Genomic DNA, 23,945 nt, shown 5'->3' with positions numbered 1-23,945 from the left:
GCTTAAACCGTTACCTGAATATTTACATACACTGACTCATCCAATCCATTGTAAGACCGGGTCTTGATGCGGTAATAATAAGTTTTACCATCCACCAGGGTGCCGTTCGGGAACGCAGCACTAAAGCCGGTATCGTTGTAGGAAGAACCATTGCTTTGATAAATCGTGCCCTGGTCGGAGAAATCCGGCTTAGTGGCGCGATAGATGTGTACCTGGTAGGATCCGGCTCTTTTTTCCCAGGTTAATGCTACGGCATTAGTACCATTGGAAACTCCTTTAAAGTTTAAAGGTGGTAACCACTTGGTGGGCGCTACTACGGGTACAGCACCGAATGGAACCGGGAACACGAAAATGCGGCCGGAATCTTCGTCAAGTTCAAACTGATAAAAATCAATGGATCCAGCTCCGGTAGAAGCCGTAAATCCAACTGGCGCTAGCAAGGCATTTTGAAAAGTAACTACTTCATTGCCGTTGGTTTTCTTCAATTTCAACAATCCCCGGTGGTCCGGGGTGATGTCTTCAATGACAATAGCCGTATTTGCCCCAACCGTGCACTTTACATAAGGCTCTTCCGGATTGCAAGCAATGGTCACCACCCCGTTTACGGCAGCTCCTAAAACTACATACTTCGAATTAATCTTATCCGATTTAGCTTCCAAGGCTGATTGCTGCGCTACTGAAACAGGTTTTGCAGCATCCGGCGTGTTATCTACTTTGTCAATTAGCAGGGATTCTCTGGTTAAAGGCGGCAGGTTAGTAAGCTGTTCGGATAAATCCTGAAGCGCTTCACTGAATTGCGTCATGTTATCAGTACCATTGAGCAGGGCCATGGCATCGGCGATGGCTTGAGCGGCGTTGGAAGCGGCAGCAGCAGCATTTACGGCCGCTTGTTGCGCATTCGTAGCTGCCAGCATCGCTGCAGCTTTTATTTCATCAAGAGTTTGGGGGGAAGTGGTGGACTGAATCACTTCTGGTGTTTCGGACATGGATTGATTAAGGTTTAGGGTTAGAAAAAAGAATTTAATTAACTGGCAATTCTCGGGGAGGTATCATTCGGTCGTAGGCTCGGTATCTAAAGGCAATTCTAGTTCTCCGGTATATGGATTGAACATGGTTACCCCTTCTAAATGAATGAGCAAGCCATTAATAATCATTTTTTCAATCTGCTCCCCACTTCGGGCATATTCATAGAAATATTGCCAGTTCTCCTGGCTCGTGGCCACGAAAGTTTTTATTTCGAAAGCCGATCGAATTTCGCCTAAAATATCTACCAGCACCGGTATGTATTCCACGACAATTGTCTCTAAATCCATTCCAATCCGCACATCTTTAACCTGGTAGCGCGTGATGGGGCCAGTATGATCATCAACCTGAATATACCGGGGTTTTTCACCGAGTTGAGCTGTAAAATCTTTGCCTTTGTATAAGAAAGTGTAAAGCATTAGCGTAAATTATTTATGGGAGTTAAAATGTAATCCGGGTTTAATGGGTCTAATTCGGCAGCAGTATGGTCGGGAAAACTAAGGGTGCGGGCCGTGGTTCCGCTCCCATTAATTACGCCGGCATTTAACTGATTCATGGTAAAACCAGAAACCAACCGGAAACCCGAAAAATTAAAAAGTAAGTTTCTGAAGGCCTTTAAGTTGTCGGCTTGGCTTAACACATTGGAATAGTAACCGAAGTAAATAAAGTAGCCGCTTGTAAAATAATTGCTGTACGCGTGCGCCTGTACGCCACCTAAAGACGTACCCGTAATTTTTAACCCCAACCCTTGCGCCGTTGCCAAATCAGCAACAAGGTTCCCGTACACCGTACTATTAATTACTGATGATAAAGTAAAAGGAATGTACCGGCCATTAACGGCCACTTTGAAACCACCAGCATTTTCAAAACCGGCGCGGGTATTTTGATGCCCGATAGTTACTAAATTAAAACCTTTAGTAATTACCCCGTTAGCCGTTTTTAAATTGCAACTTGCTAAATTCGCCCGGTTTGTACCATATAGTAATGCACCGTTTGCATCGAAATAAATGTCAGTATATCCGGTTCCGGTATCTATCCGGGAACTCCCGAAAAGATATTCGGTCTTAGTCGGGTTTTCAGTCAGATAGAAAGCAAACATTAACGTTCCACTAGGAAGGTTATTAAGGGTAGGCGAAATTAAAACCCGCTTATTATTTAGCATTTTAAGCGCGTTTACCGGTTCGGGTAAGCCGGTAATTAAATCTTTTCGTTCGGAATCAAACCGAAAAACCGGTTTTTTCTGGTAATAATCTACCCATTGCGAATAGTTTACTGGATTTTTCTGGACAATATCTATTCGGTCGGTTATGCCATAAGTGCCCGCCGTGGAACCAATACCCGCAAGCGTTAAAATTATATTACCATTTTCCGGAGAAACAAAATCTAAGGTCTTTTTTGCCATAGGTACGGTTATACCGCCCGTACTTGGGCCGTTTACCGTTGCTAGAACATTTCCGTTGGTATCGCTAACGGTTAAACGTAAATAGGCTCCAAATCCGCTTTGGTTGCTCAGTCCCGCGATGATTGAATAATTGGCCGATGATGTTAAATAAAAACTTCTATACGCTGAAAAACCAACCTCTACCCGACTAAATTGAGCCGAACCGTCACCAATAGAACCAGTAAAAGTACTAGCCGCCTTACCGGCCGAACCGAAAATTAAAGCAATACTCCCATTAAGGTAAATTTTGGTTTCATCGTCGGTATAGTTAATTAATTCGCCGTGGTTGGCGGTTAACGTGTTCCAAGTCCTAACAACAATGTTATTTATAGAACCGGTAGTATTATTAGCATTAGCAATAAAATCCAGGCGAAACATTGCCAAGGCATTATGCGTGTTTTGTACTAATGTGGTATAAGAGTAAGTACCAGCATTTTTATAATACCCTGAATTAGCAACAAACCGGTCGTAATTGTTTTGGCCGGATAAATAAACACCGTCGCCGTCGAAACTGTCAACAATCGTAAAAGTAATTGTCGTAAAAAACCAATCCGTTACACTTATTTTAGGCGCGGCACCAATAAGTTGAACAAAGGCTGTATGTCCGTTTTCGACAATGGCACTTCTATTGATATTAAAAACTGCCTTATCGCCTTCAATGGCCCATTTATTACCATAAGTAAAGCCGCTTAGAGCAAGAGCTGAAGTTCTATCACCTTTGGCGTAATTAAACATTTCCACTGAATCCCAGGCCTTACGGCCGTACCGGTGATTGAAAGTCCAAAAACCAACACAGTTAGTGTGAAAACGGCTAGGAATATTGCTGATTTCCAACCGCAACAACTCCGCTTCAATCACTGTTAATGAGCGGCTAAAAAAGACTAGGTCACCAATGAGGCAATCATTGTATTCAGAATTGTCGTATTTCGGACCAATGGTAACCCCTTCACTAACCGGTGTAATGGAAGTAAAAGAACCTGTACCACCGGTAACTGCTGCGTAATATTTATTGTTTACTAAAAAAAATGCCGAACTCGTACTAACGTTTACAAATACAATCCGGTAAATTATATTATTTGATAGATTAACTGGTATTTGCCAACCTTTCCTGCCGGAACTGAGCGTACCGTAGTTATTGCGTAAAGAAAATATTAAATCAGTGCCGCTATATTGGAAAGTCCAACCTGTAACGGTGTTATCCCCGTTAGTTCTAATTTGATTAATCTGTAATCGGCCATTTCTTAAAACTACCGTGACCGCAATAGCAAAACCGTTAGCCAGGTTAAAAAAAGTATCTAAGCGTCCATCGGTTTTCGGAATAGAAACTTTGTGGTTCTTGGCCGCCTCCAGGCTTAGTAAATTTTCTACGTTAACCCAATCTTTCGCGGTTTGATGGTCCCGGATTTGTATAGCTTGCATTAGCGTTTCTTAACCGTTATTAAACAAGAATTTGGAACCGTGGTCGCGGTATTGATAACCCGGACTAACATTACTTGCGTATCGGAGGTGGTAGCAATAGCCGTTTGCAAAGCTGCAACTGTGGCAGCCGAGGACCAGGTGGCTGCAAAATTTAATTTGTACTCGTACGTGTAGCTTGTAGCCGCAATAGTAGTAGCATCAAAACCGTTTATTGGGTCAACAGTTAAAGAAACGATCTTGCCTTTAATGGCTATTAATCCGGAAGTCGTATTCACATCCGGGTTCAAATCTAACTGAAATGGCAATTCGTATGCTCCGACAATTAGGTTATACAGCTCGTTCACAGCGGCAACTAGATTGGTTTTGGCTGTAGTAACTAGGTTCGATAAAACGCCAGTAATAGCGTTTAGAGTAGTGATTCCTTCGGCGTTATCATCAGCCTTCTTTTCTAAAACTCCGATGGCCGTCATTAAAGAATCAGTAACAGCAAGTGCCCGGTTTGTGGCCGCTTTGGTATAACCACTCAGCAAAGTTGTAAAACGGATATAAGCAGAATTAGCCAGGGTGTATGGCGTAATAGCTTTTGTAGTTTCCGTGCCCGCATTTACTTCTGCAACGGATGCAGCTGAAAAAGAAGTTGATTGTGCAAAAGCCCGCTTGAAGTAAGTATTTGCATCAGATGGTTCCGCATTACTGGTAAAATCAGTACTCCGGTTGGATTGCCATAGCACCTGGTTATGGTAAACAAAATCATTAGACTTGATAACCATACCATCGTACCAGGAGCCACGCCAGGTAAGTCCTGCCTGAAGCAAAGTAATCCGGTTATTTGTAGCTGTATCGGCCAGTTGAAAATCCGAAATGGCTGATTTAATTTTTGTCGCTAGCCAATCAAAGGCTAAGCGGATCTGGATTTTTAAAGTGCCGTTAGTCAACCCCCACCAGGTTGGATCAGCTGGCGTGTAATCCTGATCCTCAGCCGGTATGCCTACCTCCCCACCAGGATTATTACTGGTAGGGCTACCCACCCAATAATCTACTTCGGCTTTGGTCCAATTAGTAGGCTGGGTAATGGTAATTACTTTGCCAGCAATGGTATAAATCGGTTTATACGTACCATCTGGTGCGTAAACCCGGATTTTAAAGATGCCATTGGGCGAATAAGGCGTTAAGGCCGTAGGATTGTATTTTAAAGTAAGGGTGGCGGCTTTCGGAAATGATTCGCTGTATAAGGCCACTGCATCACCCACTGGCACGTCATTTTTATTCACGAAAGAGTCCACCATATCTGTGGTAAACTCCTGTAAATCCGGCTCATCAATTTCGCCGGTATCATTCGGTGCAAACCGGGGAACCCACTTGTTTTTTAAATTGGTATTACTGAAGTATGCCATTAGGAAAGAATTCTAAAACCAAAATTGAAACCAGAGCGAATTTGGAAGGTGCTGCCGGCCGGCACCAGGGCGATAAGTTCGCCATTGCCTTTCTCAAAGCGCACATAACCACTAGGCTCCTGGCTTGGTGGCGTTACCGGATCGGTGGCCGTTACCTGGCCAGAGTAAAATAGTGCCGGCATTAAGCTATCGGCTTTGAAGCTAGCCGTGGAGCCATTGCGGCCATCGGGTGAATCCTGCGTATTAAATTTACTCTCGAACTTAAGGCCGTAATCTGGACCACCGCTCAGGCGCATGAAGCCGTTATGATCGCGGTGCAGCACGGCGTACCGGCGTTGCGTATTCATTTCAAATAAATGCGCCGCTAACTCTGGTGTTTCCCGGGGAATAAAGCCTTTGATTTCGTGCGGGTAAATGGTACCGCGCCGGTCCTGCTTGGTAGGTTGGGAATAGCCGGCCGTTTTGGAAGTAAAAACCAGCATGCCCCAGGTAGCACCTTCCTTCAGGAAAATATCGCCGATTAAGCGTAAGCCATCAAGTTTGGGAAACCGGGTAAAATCAATATTGTCCCAGTCGGTGTAAAAGCACACGGCCAGGCCACCCAAGTTATCATCCGTAATCTGCTCAATGTTTTTCATGGTGCCACTTACTCTCTGCAAAAGTAAGTGGGCCTATAGCCGTTAGATAGGACGAGAAATAAAGGGAATAAGGGGCTATAATTTTTTGTACAACCGAATTAAGTAAATTTTCGTAAGCGCAGTTTAATCAAAAGAAAAACTTACCCGAAGCTACTCCGGAACCATTGCAAGTAAAGTAGTCTTTTTACGGGACAAATGCGGAACCACTAGGCCGCCGATTTCACAACCTTTTTTATTTTTTTACGTGAGCCGAGCATATTTAAGGCACAAAGGTAGGGAAGAATGTCTGAAACCTTAATTGGTAATATTCCAAGTTTAGTTTGTTCTACCCGGAAGCGCTGGTATGCTTTTTTAATGGTTTCGAATTTTATATCCGTTTCATCAAAATCATACTTGGCCATAAAGGCTTCAATGGCGTAGCGTTGCTCCACCCCGTGTGCCTCTAAATTTTCAATGTAACCGCAGTATTCCTGGTAAATCAAATCTTCTACCAGCTTGTGCCATTCAATGCTCATGGCATCATCCAGATTGCGACAGCCGCGCTTCCAGAAATCTTTGGGCGATAGTACCACCGGATATTTGGCCGTGTAAGTTTTAATGCGTTCCGTAGCCCGGGCCTCGGTGGAAGGCCGGCGCAGCATTTGAAACAAAACAATACCTATGGCATCGCGCTTACTAACGGTGTATAAACTGCCGTAGCGTTTTACCAAGTATTTTTGAACGTAAGATTTAACGGGTATAAAAAGGGTAATTTTTTTTTCAGGTTTCTTTACCTGAGCCGTAGGCGTCGTCTGCATATATCCTGGTCTTGAATATACTAAAATTAACCTAGACCAGGTACTTTCTAAAGGACGTTTGCCCCAGAAAAATTCAAAAATAATTAATCCTCTATTTCAACTATAAAACCGGCTGTTATTAAATCTTTAGCGAAATCATCCACGCTGCTGGTCCGGATCACCGCACTCCGCTGAATTTTACAACGCCGGGAAGTTTCTTCCATAAACTGGGTTAAGGAGTCAGTTGGTGTAAAGCTTTCGTTTTGCATTTGGGTCACCAAGGATAAGAAGGAAGAGGCCTCAATCAGGCCTCCCCCAAAGATTTTATATTTTTTCATTTTTATGCGGCTAAAGCGGAAATTCTTCTTTGAAAAAAGCATACTATTTCTGGTTGGTTAAAAGTACTAAAGGATTCTACATTTTTTAAGTTGGAAACGTTTGATTTTGAGAACTCTATTAAATTATTCAAAAATTTAATCCAGTTTAATACTTTGTCGATCTCGATAGTTCCTGAGTGCTGGCGGAATTCCACCGTACCGTGGCGGAAGAAGCTCTCGGCGTTTAATTTAAAATACCGGCTTTTACCCGTTACTTTTCTTGAAAGTTGTTCTACATCCCGAGCGGCGTCGATGGCGGCAAAAGCATCCCGTTCGGAGCGGAAGTGGTGCATCAGGCTGCGGCAATACTGGTTGTTGTTTCCTCTCCGGCTCAAGGGCATAAAAGAATCAATTACGCCTTCGTAGTTCAAATAATTTTTGTAAAGGTTCTTCCACTGCTTTAATTCAAAGTCGTTGGCGCCAAAGTGAATGTGCATGCCGCAGCTTTTATTTATTAAGGCGTTGCACTTCTTCAGGGCTTTGCAAACCTTTTCTACTTGCTCCAGGCCTGCTTCACCCCGAAGTACCGGGCTAACTAATTCAAATGTATTAGATCCGGTTAAAGATGCGTCCGTTACTATTTTCCAGTGGTTGCGGGTAGTGTGGTTATAACCTTCAATTTCTACTACAATTCCCAGGCGCTCCAGCTCATCACTTAATTTTTCTTTGGTTACGCCGTAGGCTTCGAATTCTACGCCGAAGCTCCGGGTGAAGGCAGAAGGAATAAAATTTAAAGCAGCAGGCTGTGGGTGGTTAAGCTGCATTTTAGCGTAAACGTTCTGCACAAACCCGTAACCCACTCCCATCATTTCGGCTACTTGTTTGCGGGTAAATCCGAGCTGCAACAGCTGCTGCATTTTGTGGGTTTTGGTGGTTGCCTGGTTTAAAATTTCTTGAGTTGTCATTGTTGGTTCGCGTTTTATTATGAGTCTAAGTACGCACTTAACGCGTTGACAATCAAGTTATTTACAACAATAATTAAGGATTTTTAGCCATATTTTCCGCCTTTTGTGCCATCATCCGGATACCCACCATCCGGCCAAGGGAAAAGAGAAATTCGGGTTTTTCTGTGGATACAATTACCTCCACATAGTCCGGTTGAGGTTTATAATCAATTAATTGCACTGAAAACAATTTCTTAAATTCTTTATGGCCAATTTGCTTTTTAATAGCTTCGGCGATTTCCTGATCGGTGACTAATGTGTACTGTGGCATAGCTAAAATTCTATTATTTGATCAAAATTTAAACTTCGTTGCTGCAGCTGGCCCAGGAGCTGGAGGAGCAGGCCATCACTTCCCTCGTAACAAATGCAAACCCGGATGGCCAAAATCTCCTCCAAGGAGAAAGCAAAAGCAAATTCAAGTTTCTTGCGCCGTTCACACGTATAAATGGCAAGCAAGAGCCGGTTCTTTAATTTCCACAAATGCCCAATGCTTAGAACTTGCTCGATGCTCACCCGGGCTTTTACATCGGCTGCCGGCAGCGCAAAATTATCCTCGATCCAATCATCGATGGCCAGCACCAAAGCATGGGCCCCAAGTTTACTGATCACTAACTTTTCTTTAACTGCTAACATTACACATGGCCCTCCTCCAGAATTTTAAAGTTGCGGCCACTGGTCCGTTCACAAAGCCGGAAGTATTTAATTTTTTTCTCCAGATCCTGCCGGTGGTGAAGCAGCTGCTGGTACCCGGATCGATCGTTGTTGAAGGAATACCAGGTGAAATTTGTAAAGCCGACTCCTTCTTTGGTAAACTGCATTTCCCGAAAAACTACCCAAAGCCACCATTTTTTATCTTTACTGGCTTCACTCATGGAGTCGTTTGTGGTACCAGGTAATGGTTTAGTGGGAGCAGTTTTCGTGAGGTAATCATTAAAATCTTTGTAGCCTTGGTAAATGGAATTGTGCCGGGTCACGGCAATACCTTTTTCCTTACATTTTGCCTGGATGAGATCCGTGGCCTGCAACCCGGTAAAATCGTTATCCAGGAAAGTATGCACGTGCGTATGGCTCAGCAGGATGGGCATTGCCGACTTAAGCATCCGGGTCGAATTCAGGATCAGGATGTCGTATTGTAAAGAAGTTCTTTTGTGATGGGTTAAGGCGGATAAATAATCAAGAAAGCCTTCGAACACCGCTATGCCTGGGCGAGTGCCTTTGATATAGGTAACATCCTTTTTAGGCCCGATGAAGCTTTGAAATCCGTGGCTTCTAACTTCGTACCCTCCGGAGCTATTTTTAAATCCAATACCATAAAAGGTTTTTTCTTTGCCGGCTATTTTGTAGTGTACCTGGCGCAGGTAATCCTGGCAACCTGAGAGCAGATCCAAGTTGATACCCCGGCTCTGGAGGTACTTGGTTAAAATTGGATTAACGATCGGGCCGGCGTAAGTCAGGGTAAGAGTACTTTTATACTCCTTCTCGGCCGGAGCCACGTTGAGGAAACTTTTAGGATCCAGGCCGGCCAGCTCCGGATTGCTTTTCAGCTGCGTGATTAATTCTACCGCTTCGTTAAACTCTAATTTTAGCACCTGCTGCAGGAGGCTGATAATATCGCCACCGGTGCCTTTTACTCCCTGTCCATGATCAAACCAACAATTCTTTTGCTCATTTACGGTAAAGGATGGGGTTTTCTCCTGGCGAAAGGGAGAAAGATAATAATGCTCGTTGCCTGATTTGTACTGCGGGAAAATGCCCAGAGAGGCTAAAAAACTAACTATAGATGTAGATTTAATATCGTTTAATTCTTTCTTATTCTGCTTCATTTTTCTACTCTTTACAATGGAATCATTCTAAAAAAAATGCAATAAGGTACCTTCGGGCGATTTTTTGCGCCCGGAAAATTACTATTTGACTGCCCAGCGCCGCCACCGCAGCCGCCCCAGCCCCCTCCGCTTGTTTTTTCTTTCAGCGGATAACCTAAATTTTTACTACTGTGGAATAGCTAGTGGATAAAAAAGCCTAAAATCGACGTTCTTATTATTCATAAGATATATGAGTAGTTCATATAAGAACAAATATTAGACTTTCTGTCCGATCAGCCTTAAAACATCAGCTGAGCGCGTTTTGGGTTGAAAATTTTTGACTGAGCCGGGTCAGGAAATTATCCAATTTACCCGCTAAGCTTCCCGCTGTGCCGCTTTTTAGGGGTGCAGCAGGTTTTGGTGTCTCCTCGTAGGCATCGAACGCCACAAGGGCCTCATTTAGCATTAATTGCAGGCCATTCCCCACGCGGACCTTGCCCTGAATGATCTCCAGATCAATGAGCTTCTGAATGTGGCGCTGGATCGTGCGCACGTGGTTGTTAGTGACCTTAGCCAGGCTGATGTTGGTGGTCCGGAATGCCCGGACCACGCGATTAGTTTTTTTAAGTCCCGCCATAAACAGCCGGTATATTTGAAAAGCCGTGGCATTAACGTTGCCTTTAATCGCTCGCCTTACCTGGCCATTGCGCACCTGGGGCGGCAGCTTATCAATCATTTCCTTAATATTTCTTAAAGTTTTTTCAAAATTTACCTTAAAAACCGTTTGTTTTTTAGCGTTCATATTCGTACTTTTAATCAGTTTAACTTAGGTTAATTGCGGCCATACATTGCTCTTTGGCCGTGTTTAAAAAATTTAATTGTTCGTGCGAAATTTGGCCATTGACCTGGCTGGCCAGCAGCTCCCGGTGGTAAGCTTCGCGAATGGTTGCCGCATTGGCTCCGGGAGCAATCTTGAGGATTTCCCAGCAAGTAGCTCCCGTACCTCTTTCGGGTAATGCTTTAAAATTGGATGTGGCTGATCGAAACGCCTGGTGGCCACCGTGGCGCTCAATCGTTCGAAAGGATTCAATAATGTAGCGAATCGCCTGCATGTTCTCGGCTATAGATTCGTACTCATCACAAGGCACTACCCACTGCTCCTCCCCCCGGGTGAAATACACGGCGACGCCGGCATCTTCCGTTTTAGTGTTTACACTATAAGGCAGTCCATCTTTCCTCAAAGGGGCGTTAGAGCTGATAACAATGTTTTCGGCTCGCCACTTACGCAACTCCTCAAGTATTCCGTCCCGTGCTTTAGCCAGCGTCAGGGCAAAGAACAGAGAACGCCGTGGGTCATCCGTTCGCGGATACCCCAACGGCCACACGAGCGGGAATGGTTTTACTTCGCTCATGCTACCTGCTCCATTTCTACCGATTCAGCTTCGAAATTTTTTATTTGTTGCTGAAGATGGTTGTAAGTTTTTAAAAAGAGTTTTTTAGCATGCGCCCAGGGTAAGGGCACGATTTCAATTTCAATGGGTGGCGGAAAATCCTGGCACCAGGCTTCGCTTAAATCCCAGGCCATCAAATCCCGGCCTTCCGTCACCAATAATACTCTATCGGCCAGCTTCACTTTAAATTTCGTCACGGATACTGGCGGCAGATTAAACTTTTGGGTAATGGCCAGCATTAAGGCCGACTCAATTTCATCAAAGCCTTTAATTACTTTTTTTAAGGGGGTGGCCAGATCCGGAAGGTAGGCTTCCGCAGCATCGTGCATCAAGCCAGCCATGGCCAACAGTGGATTCTGGTACATTTCCAGCAACAAATAAGCGACCCGCATGCTATGCTCCGCTACGGAGTAAAATTGATTAGTTTGGCCGTTCCAACGGCATTTCATGGCCAGGCCATGGGCGATATCTTCCAGATCAATTTGCTCTTGTTTGGGGGCCAGCAGATCCAGCTGGCGGCCCGTAAAGGTTTTTATGAAACACATGGTGAAGCTTAATTAGGATTTAAATAGTGGTTGCTGCAGGGAGCTTTCGACTTCTTTTATCTCCCGGCGTTTTTTAATTTTTAACTCTTCTAAAGATTTTAGCCGGCTATTTTTCTGGCTTATAACATTAGCCTCATCGCCGTACACTTTGCCATCCAGCATCCGCTGGCAAATCGCAGCTACTTCGCGATTATTTTCTTGAGTTTCTTCTTCGAAAGCAGCCAGGTGTTCCCGGAGCTCCTTGAGCTTAGCGTGCTTATCCATAAAAATTGGGCTTTGCCGAAGCGATTAGATTGGGGTAAAAGTGGCGGGTGCCACAAATAGTGGGGTTATAAATTGCTAGTTCCATGCGCAGATAGGAATTTGATTTAAAAATTTATTTAGAAGCTTCCATTTCCTGGATAACATCAGTTAAGCATTGCTCACACTGTTTATCGCATTCATCGAAGGTGGCCTGGTCGATGGTACCAGCTTTCAGATCGGCAGCCAGCTCCTCTCGCATTTCCACGAAAAGCTTTTTCATGCCACTGGTTAATTGGCGGTAGTAATACTTTTTTGTTTTCATGACTTTACTATTTGAATATCCTGGTCCATTAAGGCCAGGGCGGTTTTACACAATGTTTGATAATGGACCGGCGTAATCCGGTATGCTTGCCAGGTTTTTAAAAAGAAGTTGGCCATCTTTAAATCTTTAAAGCCATTCACCTGGTAAGCGTCTGGCTCATCCTCCGGATGGCGGTTGAGCTGGATAATCTGGAGCCGGTCCGGCGCTCGGATCATGACAGCCTTTTTGATATCCTCCCTAAAAAAATAATGCACTTGCTGACTCATAGGCATACCGTTTAAATTGTTAGAAGGAAATAAAAATACCGGCACTTCCCCGACCGGCTTAGGTTTGCGTTTATAGCAAATTCGCAACTAGAACCCCGCTTCTTTTGCCACCAATGTTCTAGCACCCTATCCTTGTTCATTTGCGACCAGAGCCGGATTCGAACCGGCAAGTGTGAGTAGCTTTGCACTAATACCCGGCCGGTATTAAGTCACTTTATTCAAAGGCGCTGGCTGGTGACCAACCTTTGTTTCTCACTTGAATGACTATCGCTCCAGCGTATTTCCAATTCCGCCATCTGGTCAACCGCTTGTTTACATCGAATTGCGATGGTATTTCCCGTTAAGGCGCGGTGACAACAAGCACACCGTCTTTTGCTATCAATGCCGGCCTCGAACCAGCAACACGACCTAAAGGGGCTCTCTAGTTCACGCGTGTACCCACGTTTCGGTATCGGCCACCACTTCGATCAAGATTCAAAATGGGCATTCTCCCGAATTTCTTTCGACCGAGCTTCAACGTTATCCCCTCCGCTGCTTCTGTCAAATAATAATGCAGCAAGCCACGCCCATGGCGTTTTCTAGCCTCTCGTTCTCGTTTTCCTAATCGTTTCTTCGACATAGTTTTTGATCTTGATGGTTGGTTACTTCATTTACTTACTACTGCATGGTGCTCTGCCAATTGAGCGAATCGATAGTTTGGTTTAGTTAACAACTTTCCTTTGCCCTGGCCCAACTACTTTTTTTTAAGGTGATAATATCCAGGTCTTGCTCGTGCTTCACCGGTGCACGCATTGGGTTTGTTGCGGGAGGCGGACTCGAACCACCGACCTCTGGGTTATGAGCCCAGCGAGCTACCTTCTGCTCCACCCCGCTTTGATTACTTTGTAATGTAGCCTGGCTCCACCCTCGGAGTGTCAGCTGCGGATGCGTTTTTAGTGTCTCATCGGCTTCATGGCTTTAGTGGAAGATTTTTTACTCATGCCAAATCGGGCAGCCAGGCGCTGAGGATCATTTAACTCTTGGTCAAGCGTCCGGACTGGCAAAGAGAAATTGACCAGGCTTTCGGACGTGGTACCTAATAAGCAAGCTATCTGCATCAAAATGGCCGCAGGAATATCCTTGGTGGAATTAGTTTTAAGATTAAAATAGGTGGTTAACTGCCGGGCGGTGAGCTTCGTAATTTGAGCCATTTTCACGCGGTAAATTTTCTGCTCCTCCGGTGAAGGTGCCACTTTGGCCATCTGAGCCCATAGCTTGTATTTAAATTCCGCTGCCATGTAATAATATTTAGAAAAACTTTAACTTTTATTTAAGATTGGTACAATATTTATTAAATAAAATATAGTACTTTTATATATCTATAACGGCCTGCTTAGAAGTGTTTCCTTCTTGCTTTCGCTCTAGTTCTTTCACGCTCTCTGCTTTCACTATTGGTTTTGTAAGAAGATCTTGAATGCGGCAGTCAAAGCTGCCAGCAAAGAAAAATAGCTCGTCCACCGATAGATTGTCACCTTTTAAAGTGTAATAAAAGTTTGACTGGCTTCGCTGGAATGTGGTTTGAAACTGCTCTTGTAAGATCAATTTCTGATGATTATTAAGCCTTTCGTAACGCCGCTTAATGTTGTATTTCCTTTCCTCTTGAGGAACTACATTTTTTTGTTGGCTTGCTACCATGGTTTAACTATTTATTTCTAATTTGTGGTAATATTTAAGTCAATATTAACAAATAGGTTGCAAAACTACAAATATGTAGTTACTAAAATGTAATAAAAAATTTTAACTATTTGATAATCAGTAATAAAATTTTAATTAAATGTTGTTAGGCGAAAAGATTAAAGCAGCTGTAGAAGCTTCCGATTTTAGTGCAGAGATGGTTGCAAATTATATTGGAATCAGTTCTGTAAATCTTTATAGGCTATACAAAAAAGATTCTTTTGAAATAAAATATTTAATTAAAATATCTGAATTGCTAAAGGTACCGCTGTCTCAATTTCTCCCAGAAGAAAACGCAAATGTGCCTTCAGGTCCAGTTAACCAACATGGTTTAATTAACACTCTGGGAAATATAAAGAAGCAAAGTATAAAGTCTAATTCCGGCAATGCTGAATCAGATTACTTACCTAGCCAAGTGGATGAAGAAAAGCTGCTGCAGCAAATAGAATCCTTGCATGCAGAAATAAAGAGCTTACAAAAGGAAGTGGCCTTAAAGGATCAGATTATTAATCTTAAGGACCAATTAATTGAACAATTTAAAAAATAATTACCCACAATGGTTTTAAGCAGTCAAGAAATTTTAAGTATAGTTTCTATACTAATAACCGGGTTGGTAGGCACTGTACTTTATAATCAAAACCAAAGACAGAAGGAGCTTATTGATTCATTAACTAAAGCAATGGATTCTATGAGTAAAATGAATCAGTTGTTTGATCCGGTAAAGCTAGGCCAGTACTTAGAACTAATGGTTGAAAAAGCTAAAGTAGAGAATGAAAAAATTCATAATGATAAGTTACAGCAGGCAACTTTGGCTCACGAGAAAAAAGTACAAGAAGAAGTAAACAAAACCTTCAGCTTTTCAAAGGAATTGTATTTAGACGTAAATAAAGATTTTGGAGCTGCCTTTGAAGAATTGATAAGCATTCCTATAGGAATATTAATTAAGATGAATAACGAGGAGAGAGAAAACCAACTGAAATTTTATCCTAAAAGTGGTTTTTTTATTAAGACTGCAATTGAAGCATTTGAAAAAGGTCACATTAAACCTAATAGTAACCCCGATGCTTCTGGGCATACTCCTTAACTTTTAAATAAGAAGATTCATCGGTGTATCCATTTTTCAAAATAAACCCGAACTCTTCATCAAAGTCGTTGGACGCCGGTTTATTCCGGATTTCAGTAGAAGCACCAGGTAAATCATGATATTCTAAGCTCAATTTTACCCCCTTATCTAACAACGTATCAATAATGTTTAATAATGCTTCCCACTCCTCCGCAGAAAGATTCTCTCTAACATTATGAGGTTGCATCACTATCAATCGCTTTTTTATTGATTTAGATTCTGTTTGAGTAGTGTTCGAAATTGCTTGGTCAGTATTCATATAGGATTGTTTTTTAAGGTTAGTTGTATTCTGCTCAGACAACCTTGATGGTAAATGGGATGCCTTGAAAAGTAAATTGAACAAAGCTGTTTTCATCCACAAATTGTTCGATTTCGGCTTCATTAACCTCCATATTAATTTCCGCCAATCCTTCCTTAATAGTGTATACTAGCCAGCTCTGGAATGAGGGAAATGCCGGAAAAATATCTTTAGCAGGTTGTACTAAATCACATTTATAAACTGGATTCTCCATGACGAAATTTAATTATGTAAACTTTTTAAACTTAGAAAAAGATCAGGTTTTGAAATTAAAATTAATTGAACTAGACGACTGGATTTATGTTCGTCGCGTCAGTAAAAGTTTATTTAAACCGGCTCAACCTACTTTTACTCCAACTACAAAAATTAACCTGGATGTAATCAAAGACCTGGATTTATACAAGGAAGACATTAACGATTTAGACAATCGCTATGAGCTTAAGGTAGAACCAGAGGAGGTTGAACAGTATGAATTAATAAATATATATGATAACGACTTACCCAACAATAATTTGATGTAAAAACAAAAAACATTTACACGCTCTGGCTTTATACCATACAAGAACTATTTCTCACCAACCCAACCAGTAAGGTTTATTTTAACTCATGACTCATTTTATACCGCTTACCAACTTAGTACCATTAATCGCAATTACCGGTGTTGGCATCATTGGCAACATCAAAGAACAAAAAATATACAATGCTCACCTTCAGGCACAAAATGCGCAAGTTCGGGAGCAAATATAACAAATACCGAATATTTATCGGAAAAATACATTAAAGAAATCGAATATTTAAAAAAAGAAATTGCTTTAAAAGATATCATCACATCCCAGGAGCAATTAATAAATCAACTGACCAATGGAAAATAACTACTCCCGGACAAAAATGCTGCAGGAAGCATTGGACCACTCTAGCCTTACCATGGAGGATTTAGAAGAAAAGCTAAATATGCCCTTCCTGGAAATTTATTCTAAACTGGAATCACCGGATCATGAAATAAGCACTCCCATCATCCGGACCGTCTCTGATGCTTTAGGAATTCCGGATGCTTACTTCTTTGATGGATTACGATACAATGAGCATGGGCAATTAGTACCAAACTCTCCAAGCAATTATGTAGATGGCTGGAAGGATGAAATCTAAATAATTGATAACCAAATAGTGAATTTTTGCCGTCAGTTTTGCCGTCAGTTTCCAGGGTAAAAATTGGCATTTTAACATAAAAAATAAACTCAAATAGTGCCCTAGAGCCTATTTAGAGGCAATTTACAATATAGTGCAACGGGTTCGAATCCCGCCACTCCGACAAAAAAGGCCTTAAACTTTATGTTTAAGGCCTTTTTTATTGTTGTTCAGTTTCACCTGATTCTTGATCACTTGGTAAGTATTGATAGAGTTATTTTCTTGATTACAATAATATGCTTCCCGCTAAATATTAAATCTATCCGACGTAAATGCCAGATTATAATCTTTGCCATTTAGCTTATTTCCACTTAAATAGTTAGAGTTACCATTAAAGGAATATTAGGCTACCACAATTATTAAATTTTGAAATTTTCTATCAAGTAAGTGGCGCTTAATACCCGCCGCCAAAGTGCATAAAGCGCGCTAAGTCAACGCATAACTTTTGCATTTATGTAAGCTTCCCTGAAAATAGAACTGTTTGAGAAGAGAAAAAAATTTAACTTAGAACAGTGCTTATGAAAAGAAAAACCTTCAGTCCCCAACAAATTGCCAAAATCCTTAAGGAGTTTGAGGAAGGCAAAAGCGCCGCCGAGATTAGCCGGGAGCATGGCCTGAGCCAGGCAGCTTTTTACAAATGGCGGCAGCGCTACAATGGCATGGATGCCACGGAACTCAAACGGCTCAAGGACTTAGAAGAAGAGAACCGACGGCTGAAAGCCATGTACGCCGAACTAGCCTTGGATCTAAAGCTAGCCAAAGAAATCATTGAAAAAAAGCTTTGAAGCCCTGCCAAAAGCGACAGCTCGTGGAAGAGGTGTACCAGCAACCACAAGCCGGCATCAGTAGGGCGTGCCGGGTATTGAACTTAAGTAAGTCGGTTTACTACTATCAAGTTGTTAAAGATAACCAGCCGCTGGAAGAAGCTTTACGGCAGAAAGCCGAGCAGCATCCCCGCGAAGGCTTTTGGAAAGCTTTCAGGCGGTTGCGCCAAGAAGGTTATCTCTGGAATCATAAACGGGTTTATCGCATTTACAAGGCTATTGGATTGAATATCCGGCGCAAAGCGAAAAGGCGCTTACCCGCCCGCACTCAACAGCCCTTGCAAGTACCAGAGTCGTTGAACCACACTTGGTCGATTGATTTTATGAGTGATGCTTTGGAAAACGGGCGAAAGTTCCGCTCCTTCCATGTCCTAGATGATTTTAACCGAGAAGCACTGCACATGGAGGTAGACTTTTCGTTGAAGAGCAATCGGGTAGTCTGGGTACTTAATCATTTGATCAGGCGAAGGGAAAAACCAAAACAGATTCGAATGGATAATGGACCAGAGTTTATTGCTAGCTTAATGACGGAATGGAGCCAGATGCAAGGCATTGAGTTGATTTATATTCAACCCGGCAAGCCGACCCAGAATGCTTTTGTGGAACGCTTTAATGGCACTTTCCGGAGGCAGGTGCTAGATGTCTACATGTTTGAAAACCTGGAGGAAGTAAGAGAAATTACTTCTACTTGGGTAAACGACTATAACCATAAACGACCACATGATGCTTTAGCCGGAATGCCACCCAGTGAGTACGCCAGAAAAAAACAATTAGAACTAATATTATCTGCTTAACCAAATTTATACTTTTACCCAGTTCTAATAATGGGAAGCCGACATTTAGGCGTGGGTAATTTTCTTATTGGATGATTAGTGGGACCTGAAAATTGACAGTTCTTTGCCCGTCTTCAACTTCAGTGCCTTTTATTTCTATGTATGTTTTGCCCGTTGTCTCTAACTTTCCAATAGTTATTTTGTAGAGCTTCATTTGTAAATCCTGAAAGTCGGCTGCTGTCTTTATTTACTCTTGTTCCTAATTCGCTTCTTCAAACCGCCAAGAAAAACCTTGCCATTTACTTCTCAATCCATTGTCCGCTGTATTGATATTTACAGACTCAGGTTTAGGTAACTCTATTTTTCCAAATTTTGCAGTCAGTTCATTTAAGTTTATTGATAGTTCGTCAAGGACTTTTAATCTACCAGAGCCTACAAAGGTTATCTTGCACTCAGAATACTTAATTGCAACGGTTTCAGAACTGCTTTTAGTCATATTCAAGCTATTTGGATTCTTTGGCAGGTTCACAAACTCTTCATACTCTTCTTTTGTCAAGCCAAGCTGTTTGCTGTATGGTAGTGGCTCTCCTGTCTTTACCTTTCGTTGTTGTTCTATGAACCAGTCAGGATTTTTTTGCACCGCAGCTTGAAGCTTTTGCATGAGAAGTTGAGCTTTAGGATCCATTTCTATCTTATCTATAATATCGACATGATACTGTCCTTTTGGCAGGAGAATTATAATGTCTTCTTTTGTATTTCCTGTTAAAGATTTGCTATTTCTTCTTTCTTGTGCATGGCTGCAACTAAACAGAAAGAGTAACACAACTAAGTTTATTATTTTTTTCATATTTGTTTATTATCCTAATGGCTGGGATAAACGATGGGCGAAGACTGACATTTAGGTTTTGTTACGGTTGTTTTTTCTATTCACCGTATTCCAAAAGTGTCATTAAACCTTGGCCATCTGTTGTAGCAAATTCTGATTCTTCTTTTCCGTTCGAGATTTTTATAGCTTGATAATGTCCAGCAATCTTTAGGGTATTCTTTTTAACTAATAAATTATCCAGCTTTTGTATAAATTCTTGAGTTTGAAATCTAAGGATTGTATCTTTTGCTCCACCCAGCATATTTTTAATGTGGCTTCTTAATTCTAAACTATCATTTTCTGCTAGTAATGAAGAAGTAATTATGTATCTACCATTATGACTATTGGTAAGATTGATGCTTATTCTTTTGTTGTCCAGGCTAATATAACTTTTCACTAATTTCACTGCCTTGGCAAAAGAATCATTTTGTAGTTCAAAGTAAGTTTGAGCAGATAGTGCTGAAAAGCTCAATGCACAAAGTAAAAGCGCATAAAGTAGATTTTGTTTCATAAAATAACAGCTAACGTCTTGGCTAAGGTATGCCTTGGTGTGCTTTAGGTGTGGTTAGGGGTAGAGATTGTTATTCCATCTATTGCAATAAAAAAATCATATTCTCAACTCCATTTGCTCTAGTTATTGGAATATAAAATTTAATCTGACTATTTGTTTCTTCCACTACAATATATGTATCGCTATATTTATCGCTGTCGATGAATAATTCTTTTGTCTTTCTGTTAAAAGTGTAAGTTTGAGTTACCTTTAGTGTCTCGTTTATTCCGCAGTGGTCATTATTTCTAAACCATTCTAATTTCCCTTCTGAACCAAATTTGAAAGTGTCATCTTTTTCACAATCAGCTACAGCATAATAAACATTTGCGCCTGGTGGATTAGTAGATGGGTTTTTATCAATAAGGCCTCTCTTCCAAATTTTGGATCTCCATAAATTTGGAGCACTTTCGCTGTCTTTCTTACAACTTGCAAGAGCCAAAGCCATTGAGAAAATAATTACTAAGCGCGTAAATTTCGTTACATTTAACATAATCTTCGGTTTTTTATTTATATCTACAAATTTGCCACATAACGTACTAGGCTATGTGGCGGCGTAGCTGCCATATAGCTTGTGTTAGAGCCAGTTTTATTTAAGATTATTTTCTTTTATGTCCATAAACACAATTTCTGAATTCCCAATATCTTCAATAATATTTTTCTTAATTAAAAAAGAGGTTTTATTGCCATTTTTCAATAATTTTCTAGGGGCATTAGAGAAAATAAAAATAGTGTCCCGTTTTAAAGAATAACCTCCTTTTAATTCATAATTATTTGAATTAGCTAATCCCGAATTAGATATTTTAAATGTACTATCTGCATAAAGTATTAGGCTTATTCCTCCTAATGGCGCTTCTCTGGTAGCAATAAAAACTACTTCTTTTTCCTCTTTTGATTCTGTAGAAGTATTTCTTTCAATGGCAGGTGCAATAATTAGGAAAAGTATTGTTGAAAAAAAAGTAAGTGCTGCTCTCTTTATTGCCCTTTTCCTATTTCTAAATAAACCTATTATTAGGAAAGTAACTGTTAGGAGTATTCCAACTAAAGCAACAATAGCTGTTATCATTAAGGTTTTCCATTTTTAAATTGTACCTAACGGTTAGTATAAACGACGGCGAAGGCCGTCGGCCGATGCTGGCGTTTATACAATGTTAGCTGCTGTAATTTTTATTTTTTTAATCTGTTCACAAACTTCTTCAGCAACTCCACAGCATCAAATGGTTGCTGTGCGCTATCCTGTTTTTGTGAGCTGTTTATTTCTGTTAAACTAAAGTCACCATTTTCCAGAAAAGTAATAGAGTAAACTCCAGTTCCGTCGTCTATTGTTGTCGGTTTGCAACCAAATGAGCTAATAAATACAATCAGGCCTGTCACACCACCGTATGGATAGCCAAATGGATAGTATTCGAGCCTTCCTTTTCCAGTCGAAATTTTAAAGCAATCTATATACTCAATATCGTAATCAGTTTGCAACAAGTTTGTCAATGAGTAAAAGTGCCAAGTAACTTCATCTAGTTCTGCAGTCTTGAAGTTAGGCCTTGGCTCATCGTCGGAAAAGTAGAAAGTGCTTAATGAGTAGTTAGGAAAGGTTTTAAGCCAGAAATTATCTTCTTTAGGTCTTCCAGTATTTTTTGCCTCCTTTATATGCTCAAAAGTTGAATACAAATCTTCATAGCTTTTCTCTAATGGAATATCAAATTCAATATAGCAATTCTGATTCTTCATTTTTATTTATTGCAGCTAACTAGCAGATAAACGGAGTTATTCCATATATCCTCCAAATATAGCTGGATATATGGAATAATATTAAAAAAAACATATATAAATCAATTTTACTTTTTACTTAGTTATTGATAAAAGTTGATTGTCTTAAGAAGTTGTTTGAGGATTAAAATACCTGTTATAGAAGCTGTAATGCCTGCAACTCAGTCCCTGCATTGGCTCCAGGCTTTTATGCGGCGCTGCCGGCAATTTTTTTCGGTTCTATTTGCACGTTCGTTTGGCCAACTGAGTCGCTGGTTAGTTGGAAGAGAAGACATCTCCTATAGAAGTACAAACCTCCGTTACCCTTTGCGGCACAATTTGGGGCACGATCAGCTTACTATTTCTAGTTTTACGCCACTCACCAGAGCATCTTAGTAACTAGCCTGCCGTTAATTGTTATCTGAATTAGTAACCACCTCCAGCTTTTTAAAATTTTCAAAAGCTACGCCAGTGTTACTGTTGGTGTTGCTTCTTATTGGTAACTACCAGGTTGATATTTAATTACTTCTGAGTTTAGAGAAATCTGAGCCTTAGTTAACAAGGTGAACCCGAAAACAATTAATCTTGATAAAGCGATCTACGCGCCAGGGGAAGTTGCGTATTTCTGCAGCAAAGCAGCCAGTTTTTCATCAACGTTTTCTTCCACAATGCCGCCGTGGTAGCAAATGATTTTTCTGGGTCGCAGTTGTTTTATTCTTTCCGCCGATTTAATTGCCTGGGGTAAGTCCAGGGTGAACGCGGGGTTGGCAATGTCGAAGCCCTGATCCGCTACTACCAAGGCATCATTGGCAATTAGTAGCTGCTCCGAAGCAATGTAAAAAGAAATATGCCCTTGGGTGTGCCCCGGCGTAAAAAGAACTTCTATTTCTTCGTCAATCTTTTGGTTGTCGCTTAAAAGTCCATCTACGGCGGTTCGTTTAATATTTTGTAACCGTCGGATAAATTCTTTCGCCCATTCCTGATGCTCTGGAGGCAGATTGATTAATGAATTTTCTGCTTGCTGCAACCTTTCGGATTTTAATTCACCCGAGATAGCAGGCGCTTCTACGTAACTGCTGTATATTTTAAGATTTGGATTTTGGTCTTTAAATAAGGTAAGCGCGCCCAGGTGGTCAATATCATCGTGCGACAGCAAAATAGCGTGCAAATCTGTTATGGCTACCTGTAATTTGGCTAATTCTCTAACAAATTCCGTGAACGTTTCCTCGTAACCACAATCAACGAGGTATTTCTTTTGATTAAGTTCTATCAAGGTCGGAAACAAAATTTCTTCGCGGCCCTGTACCACCTGGCAAATTTTAAAAGTATGAACCTTTATCATAAATTTTTAAAATTTTTCCCGTTTTAAATCATGTGCATAATGGTAGCCAAGCTAGCTATTTTTCCGGATGCTCCTTTGGCAAACCAGGTTTGGCTACAGGTAAGTAAACTGTTTCATTCTCCTATTCTTTTCCGGAATTCAGGATTTCGTCGGTAAAATGCGCTTTTTGCTTGGGTTGCGCAAATTTGTCGGCGTTGTAGTTTTGCGAGTTGCCCTTCGGGATGGTTAAGGAAACCCAGCTATTAGGGGCGAGCATTTTACCCAGAAATACAATTTGCCCCACGTGGTACGGATAATGGGCCAGCTGCCGATTGATGGCTTCCATTACCGTATGGCCTTGGTTGCGGATGTAAATAATTTTGTCGAGGTCATCGGGGTGTAAGGCTTTGATGGCCTTGAGCAAACAATCCCAACCGGCATTCCATTTTTCCAGCATTTCCTGGCGGGTAGTAATGTCGTTTTCAAATTCGGCATCGCGGTTGCGCCATTCTTTTTCGCCATCTGAGGTTAAAAAGTCGGTCCAGCGCGAAAGCATATTGCCCCACAAATGCTTTACAATGGTGGCAATGCTGTTACTATCCGGGTTATACTGCCAAAACAAGTGCTCATCTGCTAGTTGCGCAAACGTTTTATCACCCAGCAATTTGTAGTACTCCAATTGCTTGCGTACGCTTTCTAAATAATCGTTTGTCATAGGATTTAAAATACAAGGGTCCTAAATAATCTATTAAATTACAATATAAGATAGGTGTGAAACAGCGCAAAAGCTAACATGCCACTACTTTAATTTACTGAACCTTTGTGGGTTGAATTTTTCACTACTACGATTAATGAAACGTATTATTACTCTCCAAGTAAATGAGCGCCTCAGCAAGTTGGTTTAGACCTAAA

34 protein-coding genes and 1 tRNA gene are annotated in these 23,945 nt (G+C 41.3%); 6 read left to right on the top strand and 29 right to left on the bottom strand.

Annotated features, from left to right (window positions below):
- Positions 1-2: 2 nt before the first annotated feature.
- The 20 genes from HUW51_RS17060 to HUW51_RS16965 form a co-directional block, all read right to left on the bottom strand.
- A complete protein-coding gene (locus HUW51_RS17060) occupies positions 3-986 on the bottom strand; it encodes a hypothetical protein (protein ID WP_185270830.1) in 984 nt (327 codons plus the stop codon).
- A gap of 63 nt (positions 987-1,049) precedes the next feature.
- A complete protein-coding gene (locus tag HUW51_RS17055; protein ID WP_185270829.1) occupies positions 1,050-1,442 on the bottom strand; it encodes a hypothetical protein in 393 nt (130 codons plus the stop codon).
- On the bottom strand, positions 1,442-3,883 hold the full coding sequence (locus HUW51_RS17050; RefSeq protein WP_185270828.1) for a hypothetical protein: 2,442 nt from the start codon (positions 3,881-3,883) through the stop codon (positions 1,442-1,444). Before HUW51_RS17050 ends, HUW51_RS17055 begins: the two co-directional genes overlap by 1 nt.
- Positions 3,883-5,277 carry a hypothetical protein gene (locus tag HUW51_RS17045; protein ID WP_185270827.1) on the bottom strand — a complete coding sequence of 465 codons (1,395 nt, stop codon included), beginning with the start codon at positions 5,275-5,277 and terminating at the stop codon, positions 3,883-3,885. The genes HUW51_RS17050 and HUW51_RS17045 overlap by 1 nt, the downstream gene beginning before the upstream one ends.
- Positions 5,277-5,915 (bottom strand): hypothetical protein, encoded by a 639-nt coding sequence (locus HUW51_RS17040; RefSeq protein ID WP_185270826.1) that lies wholly within the window; start codon positions 5,913-5,915, stop codon positions 5,277-5,279. The genes HUW51_RS17045 and HUW51_RS17040 overlap by 1 nt, the downstream gene beginning before the upstream one ends.
- A gap of 206 nt (positions 5,916-6,121) precedes the next feature.
- Entirely contained in the window at positions 6,122-6,712 is a 591-nt protein-coding gene (locus tag HUW51_RS17035; RefSeq protein ID WP_185270825.1) for a hypothetical protein, read from the bottom strand.
- A gap of 83 nt (positions 6,713-6,795) precedes the next feature.
- A complete protein-coding gene (locus HUW51_RS17030; RefSeq protein WP_185270824.1) occupies positions 6,796-7,029 on the bottom strand; it encodes a hypothetical protein in 234 nt (77 codons plus the stop codon).
- A 2-nt stretch (positions 7,030-7,031) separates the two neighbouring features.
- Positions 7,032-7,973, bottom strand: a complete 942-nt coding sequence (locus HUW51_RS17025; protein ID WP_185270823.1) for an amidoligase family protein — start codon at positions 7,971-7,973, stop codon at positions 7,032-7,034.
- 73 nt (positions 7,974-8,046) lie between these two features.
- The gene (locus HUW51_RS17020) at positions 8,047-8,283 is read right to left on the bottom strand and encodes a hypothetical protein (protein ID WP_185270822.1); all 237 of its coding nucleotides are present in this window, start codon (positions 8,281-8,283) and stop codon (positions 8,047-8,049) included.
- A gap of 2 nt (positions 8,284-8,285) precedes the next feature.
- Positions 8,286-8,621: a hypothetical protein gene (locus tag HUW51_RS17015; protein WP_185270821.1), complete on the bottom strand. Its 336-nt coding sequence runs from the start codon at positions 8,619-8,621 to the stop codon at positions 8,286-8,288.
- Between the two features lie 23 nt (positions 8,622-8,644).
- Positions 8,645-9,835, bottom strand: coding sequence for a toprim domain-containing protein (locus tag HUW51_RS17010; protein ID WP_185270820.1), 1,191 nt, complete (start codon positions 9,833-9,835; stop codon positions 8,645-8,647).
- A 286-nt stretch (positions 9,836-10,121) separates the two neighbouring features.
- A complete protein-coding gene (locus tag HUW51_RS17005) occupies positions 10,122-10,616 on the bottom strand; it encodes a helix-turn-helix domain-containing protein (RefSeq protein ID WP_185270819.1) in 495 nt (164 codons plus the stop codon).
- Positions 10,617-10,635: 19 nt separating this feature from the next.
- The gene (locus HUW51_RS17000) at positions 10,636-11,190 is read right to left on the bottom strand and encodes a hypothetical protein (protein ID WP_185270818.1); all 555 of its coding nucleotides are present in this window, start codon (positions 11,188-11,190) and stop codon (positions 10,636-10,638) included.
- Between the two features lie 32 nt (positions 11,191-11,222).
- Positions 11,223-11,810, bottom strand: coding sequence for an HD domain-containing protein (locus tag HUW51_RS16995; protein ID WP_185270817.1), 588 nt, complete (start codon positions 11,808-11,810; stop codon positions 11,223-11,225).
- 12 nt (positions 11,811-11,822) lie between these two features.
- The gene (locus HUW51_RS16990) at positions 11,823-12,074 is read right to left on the bottom strand and encodes a hypothetical protein (protein WP_185270816.1); all 252 of its coding nucleotides are present in this window, start codon (positions 12,072-12,074) and stop codon (positions 11,823-11,825) included.
- A 112-nt stretch (positions 12,075-12,186) separates the two neighbouring features.
- Positions 12,187-12,375: a hypothetical protein gene (locus tag HUW51_RS16985; RefSeq protein ID WP_185270815.1), complete on the bottom strand. Its 189-nt coding sequence runs from the start codon at positions 12,373-12,375 to the stop codon at positions 12,187-12,189.
- Positions 12,372-12,641, bottom strand: a complete 270-nt coding sequence (locus HUW51_RS16980; protein ID WP_185270814.1) for a hypothetical protein — start codon at positions 12,639-12,641, stop codon at positions 12,372-12,374. The genes HUW51_RS16985 and HUW51_RS16980 overlap by 4 nt, the downstream gene beginning before the upstream one ends.
- An 800-nt stretch (positions 12,642-13,441) precedes the next feature.
- Positions 13,442-13,514, bottom strand: a tRNA-Met gene (locus HUW51_RS16975).
- A gap of 59 nt (positions 13,515-13,573) precedes the next feature.
- Positions 13,574-13,918: a hypothetical protein gene (locus tag HUW51_RS16970; RefSeq protein WP_185270813.1), complete on the bottom strand. Its 345-nt coding sequence runs from the start codon at positions 13,916-13,918 to the stop codon at positions 13,574-13,576.
- Positions 13,919-13,991: 73 nt separating this feature from the next.
- Positions 13,992-14,315: a hypothetical protein gene (locus HUW51_RS16965; RefSeq protein ID WP_185270812.1), complete on the bottom strand. Its 324-nt coding sequence runs from the start codon at positions 14,313-14,315 to the stop codon at positions 13,992-13,994.
- Between the two features lie 139 nt (positions 14,316-14,454).
- On the opposite strand from HUW51_RS16965, the gene HUW51_RS16960 reads away from it, so the two are divergent.
- Positions 14,455-14,901, top strand: coding sequence for a helix-turn-helix domain-containing protein (locus HUW51_RS16960; RefSeq protein ID WP_185270811.1), 447 nt, complete (start codon positions 14,455-14,457; stop codon positions 14,899-14,901).
- Positions 14,902-14,910: 9 nt separating this feature from the next.
- Positions 14,911-15,438, top strand: coding sequence for a hypothetical protein (locus HUW51_RS16955; protein WP_185270810.1), 528 nt, complete (start codon positions 14,911-14,913; stop codon positions 15,436-15,438).
- Here the strand turns inward: HUW51_RS16955 and HUW51_RS16950 are convergent.
- Positions 15,401-15,736, bottom strand: a complete 336-nt coding sequence (locus HUW51_RS16950) for a hypothetical protein (protein WP_185270809.1) — start codon at positions 15,734-15,736, stop codon at positions 15,401-15,403. The genes HUW51_RS16955 and HUW51_RS16950 overlap by 38 nt on opposite strands.
- Before the next feature lie 34 nt (positions 15,737-15,770).
- Complete coding sequence (locus HUW51_RS16945) at positions 15,771-15,989, bottom strand: hypothetical protein (protein ID WP_185270808.1); 219 nt, start codon at positions 15,987-15,989, stop codon at positions 15,771-15,773.
- Between HUW51_RS16945 and HUW51_RS16940 the strand changes: the two genes are divergently transcribed.
- From HUW51_RS16940 to HUW51_RS16925, 4 genes are all read left to right on the top strand, one after another.
- Positions 15,988-16,296, top strand: coding sequence for a hypothetical protein (locus tag HUW51_RS16940; RefSeq protein ID WP_185270807.1), 309 nt, complete (start codon positions 15,988-15,990; stop codon positions 16,294-16,296). The two genes, HUW51_RS16945 and HUW51_RS16940, sit on opposite strands and share 2 nt — an antisense overlap.
- An 85-nt stretch (positions 16,297-16,381) precedes the next feature.
- The gene (locus HUW51_RS16935; protein WP_185270806.1) at positions 16,382-16,522 is read left to right on the top strand and encodes a hypothetical protein; all 141 of its coding nucleotides are present in this window, start codon (positions 16,382-16,384) and stop codon (positions 16,520-16,522) included.
- A gap of 114 nt (positions 16,523-16,636) precedes the next feature.
- Positions 16,637-16,921, top strand: coding sequence for a helix-turn-helix transcriptional regulator (locus HUW51_RS16930; protein WP_185270805.1), 285 nt, complete (start codon positions 16,637-16,639; stop codon positions 16,919-16,921).
- 557 nt (positions 16,922-17,478) lie between these two features.
- Positions 17,479-18,578 (top strand): IS3 family transposase gene (locus tag HUW51_RS16925; RefSeq protein ID WP_394353938.1). Its coding sequence is split into 2 segments (ribosomal slippage): positions 17,479-17,740 and positions 17,740-18,578, totalling 1,101 coding nucleotides; the frame shifts between segments, so codons are not numbered across the junction.
- 238 nt (positions 18,579-18,816) lie between these two features.
- On the opposite strand, the gene HUW51_RS16920 is transcribed toward HUW51_RS16925, so the two are convergent.
- From HUW51_RS16920 to HUW51_RS16890, 7 genes are all read right to left on the bottom strand, one after another.
- Positions 18,817-19,404, bottom strand: a complete 588-nt coding sequence (locus tag HUW51_RS16920; protein WP_185270803.1) for a hypothetical protein — start codon at positions 19,402-19,404, stop codon at positions 18,817-18,819.
- 76 nt (positions 19,405-19,480) lie between these two features.
- Entirely contained in the window at positions 19,481-19,933 is a 453-nt protein-coding gene (locus HUW51_RS16915; protein ID WP_185270802.1) for a hypothetical protein, read from the bottom strand.
- Positions 19,934-20,012: 79 nt separating this feature from the next.
- Entirely contained in the window at positions 20,013-20,462 is a 450-nt protein-coding gene (locus HUW51_RS16910) for a hypothetical protein (RefSeq protein ID WP_185270801.1), read from the bottom strand.
- Between the two features lie 96 nt (positions 20,463-20,558).
- Positions 20,559-21,035: a hypothetical protein gene (locus HUW51_RS16905; RefSeq protein ID WP_185270800.1), complete on the bottom strand. Its 477-nt coding sequence runs from the start codon at positions 21,033-21,035 to the stop codon at positions 20,559-20,561.
- A gap of 101 nt (positions 21,036-21,136) precedes the next feature.
- Positions 21,137-21,694: a hypothetical protein gene (locus HUW51_RS16900; RefSeq protein WP_185270799.1), complete on the bottom strand. Its 558-nt coding sequence runs from the start codon at positions 21,692-21,694 to the stop codon at positions 21,137-21,139.
- Positions 21,695-22,310: 616 nt separating this feature from the next.
- A complete protein-coding gene (locus HUW51_RS16895; protein ID WP_228466696.1) occupies positions 22,311-23,054 on the bottom strand; it encodes an MBL fold metallo-hydrolase in 744 nt (247 codons plus the stop codon).
- A gap of 121 nt (positions 23,055-23,175) precedes the next feature.
- Positions 23,176-23,748 carry a DUF1572 domain-containing protein gene (locus tag HUW51_RS16890; protein ID WP_185270798.1) on the bottom strand — a complete coding sequence of 191 codons (573 nt, stop codon included), beginning with the start codon at positions 23,746-23,748 and terminating at the stop codon, positions 23,176-23,178.
- Positions 23,749-23,945: the final 197 nt, after the last annotated feature.

It is taken from the genome of Adhaeribacter swui, from assembly GCF_014217805.1.
Classification (GTDB): Bacteria; Bacteroidota; Bacteroidia; order Cytophagales; family Hymenobacteraceae; genus Adhaeribacter; species Adhaeribacter swui.
The sequence above is the reverse complement of the archived record's forward strand: the minus strand, read 5'-3'. Positions and strand labels throughout refer to the sequence as shown.

Excerpts from the sequence above, each read along its gene's own strand:
- HUW51_RS16940 (WP_185270807.1), top strand. The coding sequence starts at position 15,988 with ATGACGAAATTTAATTATGTAAACTTTTTAAACTTAGAAAAAGATCAG.
- HUW51_RS17055 (WP_185270829.1), bottom strand. The coding sequence starts at position 1,442 with ATGCTTTACACTTTCTTATACAAAGGCAAAGATTTTACAGCTCAACTC.
- HUW51_RS17025 (WP_185270823.1), bottom strand. The coding sequence starts at position 7,973 with ATGACAACTCAAGAAATTTTAAACCAGGCAACCACCAAAACCCACAAA.
- HUW51_RS17050 (WP_185270828.1), bottom strand. The coding sequence starts at position 3,883 with ATGCAAGCTATACAAATCCGGGACCATCAAACCGCGAAAGATTGGGTT.
- HUW51_RS16910 (WP_185270801.1), bottom strand. The coding sequence starts at position 20,462 with ATGTTAAATGTAACGAAATTTACGCGCTTAGTAATTATTTTCTCAATG.
- HUW51_RS16935 (WP_185270806.1), top strand. The coding sequence starts at position 16,382 with ATGACTCATTTTATACCGCTTACCAACTTAGTACCATTAATCGCAATT.
- HUW51_RS17020 (WP_185270822.1), bottom strand. The coding sequence starts at position 8,283 with ATGCCACAGTACACATTAGTCACCGATCAGGAAATCGCCGAAGCTATT.
- HUW51_RS16970 (WP_185270813.1), bottom strand. The coding sequence starts at position 13,918 with ATGGCAGCGGAATTTAAATACAAGCTATGGGCTCAGATGGCCAAAGTG.
- HUW51_RS16900 (WP_185270799.1), bottom strand. The coding sequence starts at position 21,694 with ATGAAGAATCAGAATTGCTATATTGAATTTGATATTCCATTAGAGAAA.
- HUW51_RS16915 (WP_185270802.1), bottom strand. The coding sequence starts at position 19,933 with ATGAAACAAAATCTACTTTATGCGCTTTTACTTTGTGCATTGAGCTTT.
- HUW51_RS16960 (WP_185270811.1), top strand. The coding sequence starts at position 14,455 with ATGTTGTTAGGCGAAAAGATTAAAGCAGCTGTAGAAGCTTCCGATTTT.
- HUW51_RS16950 (WP_185270809.1), bottom strand. The coding sequence starts at position 15,736 with ATGAATACTGACCAAGCAATTTCGAACACTACTCAAACAGAATCTAAA.
- HUW51_RS16905 (WP_185270800.1), bottom strand. The coding sequence starts at position 21,035 with ATGATAACAGCTATTGTTGCTTTAGTTGGAATACTCCTAACAGTTACT.
- HUW51_RS17030 (WP_185270824.1), bottom strand. The coding sequence starts at position 7,029 with ATGAAAAAATATAAAATCTTTGGGGGAGGCCTGATTGAGGCCTCTTCC.
- HUW51_RS16985 (WP_185270815.1), bottom strand. The coding sequence starts at position 12,375 with ATGAAAACAAAAAAGTATTACTACCGCCAATTAACCAGTGGCATGAAA.
- HUW51_RS16930 (WP_185270805.1), top strand. The coding sequence starts at position 16,637 with ATGGAAAATAACTACTCCCGGACAAAAATGCTGCAGGAAGCATTGGAC.
- HUW51_RS17010 (WP_185270820.1), bottom strand. The coding sequence starts at position 9,835 with ATGAAGCAGAATAAGAAAGAATTAAACGATATTAAATCTACATCTATA.
- HUW51_RS17035 (WP_185270825.1), bottom strand. The coding sequence starts at position 6,712 with ATGCAGACGACGCCTACGGCTCAGGTAAAGAAACCTGAAAAAAAAATT.
- HUW51_RS16965 (WP_185270812.1), bottom strand. The coding sequence starts at position 14,315 with ATGGTAGCAAGCCAACAAAAAAATGTAGTTCCTCAAGAGGAAAGGAAA.
- HUW51_RS17040 (WP_185270826.1), bottom strand. The coding sequence starts at position 5,915 with ATGAAAAACATTGAGCAGATTACGGATGATAACTTGGGTGGCCTGGCC.
- HUW51_RS16920 (WP_185270803.1), bottom strand. The coding sequence starts at position 19,404 with ATGAAAAAAATAATAAACTTAGTTGTGTTACTCTTTCTGTTTAGTTGC.
- HUW51_RS16945 (WP_185270808.1), bottom strand. The coding sequence starts at position 15,989 with ATGGAGAATCCAGTTTATAAATGTGATTTAGTACAACCTGCTAAAGAT.
- HUW51_RS16995 (WP_185270817.1), bottom strand. The coding sequence starts at position 11,810 with ATGTGTTTCATAAAAACCTTTACGGGCCGCCAGCTGGATCTGCTGGCC.
- HUW51_RS16990 (WP_185270816.1), bottom strand. The coding sequence starts at position 12,074 with ATGGATAAGCACGCTAAGCTCAAGGAGCTCCGGGAACACCTGGCTGCT.
- HUW51_RS16895 (WP_228466696.1), bottom strand. The coding sequence starts at position 23,054 with ATGATAAAGGTTCATACTTTTAAAATTTGCCAGGTGGTACAGGGCCGC.
- HUW51_RS16890 (WP_185270798.1), bottom strand. The coding sequence starts at position 23,748 with ATGACAAACGATTATTTAGAAAGCGTACGCAAGCAATTGGAGTACTAC.
- HUW51_RS17060 (WP_185270830.1), bottom strand. The coding sequence starts at position 986 with ATGTCCGAAACACCAGAAGTGATTCAGTCCACCACTTCCCCCCAAACT.
- HUW51_RS17005 (WP_185270819.1), bottom strand. The coding sequence starts at position 10,616 with ATGAACGCTAAAAAACAAACGGTTTTTAAGGTAAATTTTGAAAAAACT.
- HUW51_RS17045 (WP_185270827.1), bottom strand. The coding sequence starts at position 5,277 with ATGGCATACTTCAGTAATACCAATTTAAAAAACAAGTGGGTTCCCCGG.
- HUW51_RS16955 (WP_185270810.1), top strand. The coding sequence starts at position 14,911 with ATGGTTTTAAGCAGTCAAGAAATTTTAAGTATAGTTTCTATACTAATA.
- HUW51_RS16980 (WP_185270814.1), bottom strand. The coding sequence starts at position 12,641 with ATGAGTCAGCAAGTGCATTATTTTTTTAGGGAGGATATCAAAAAGGCT.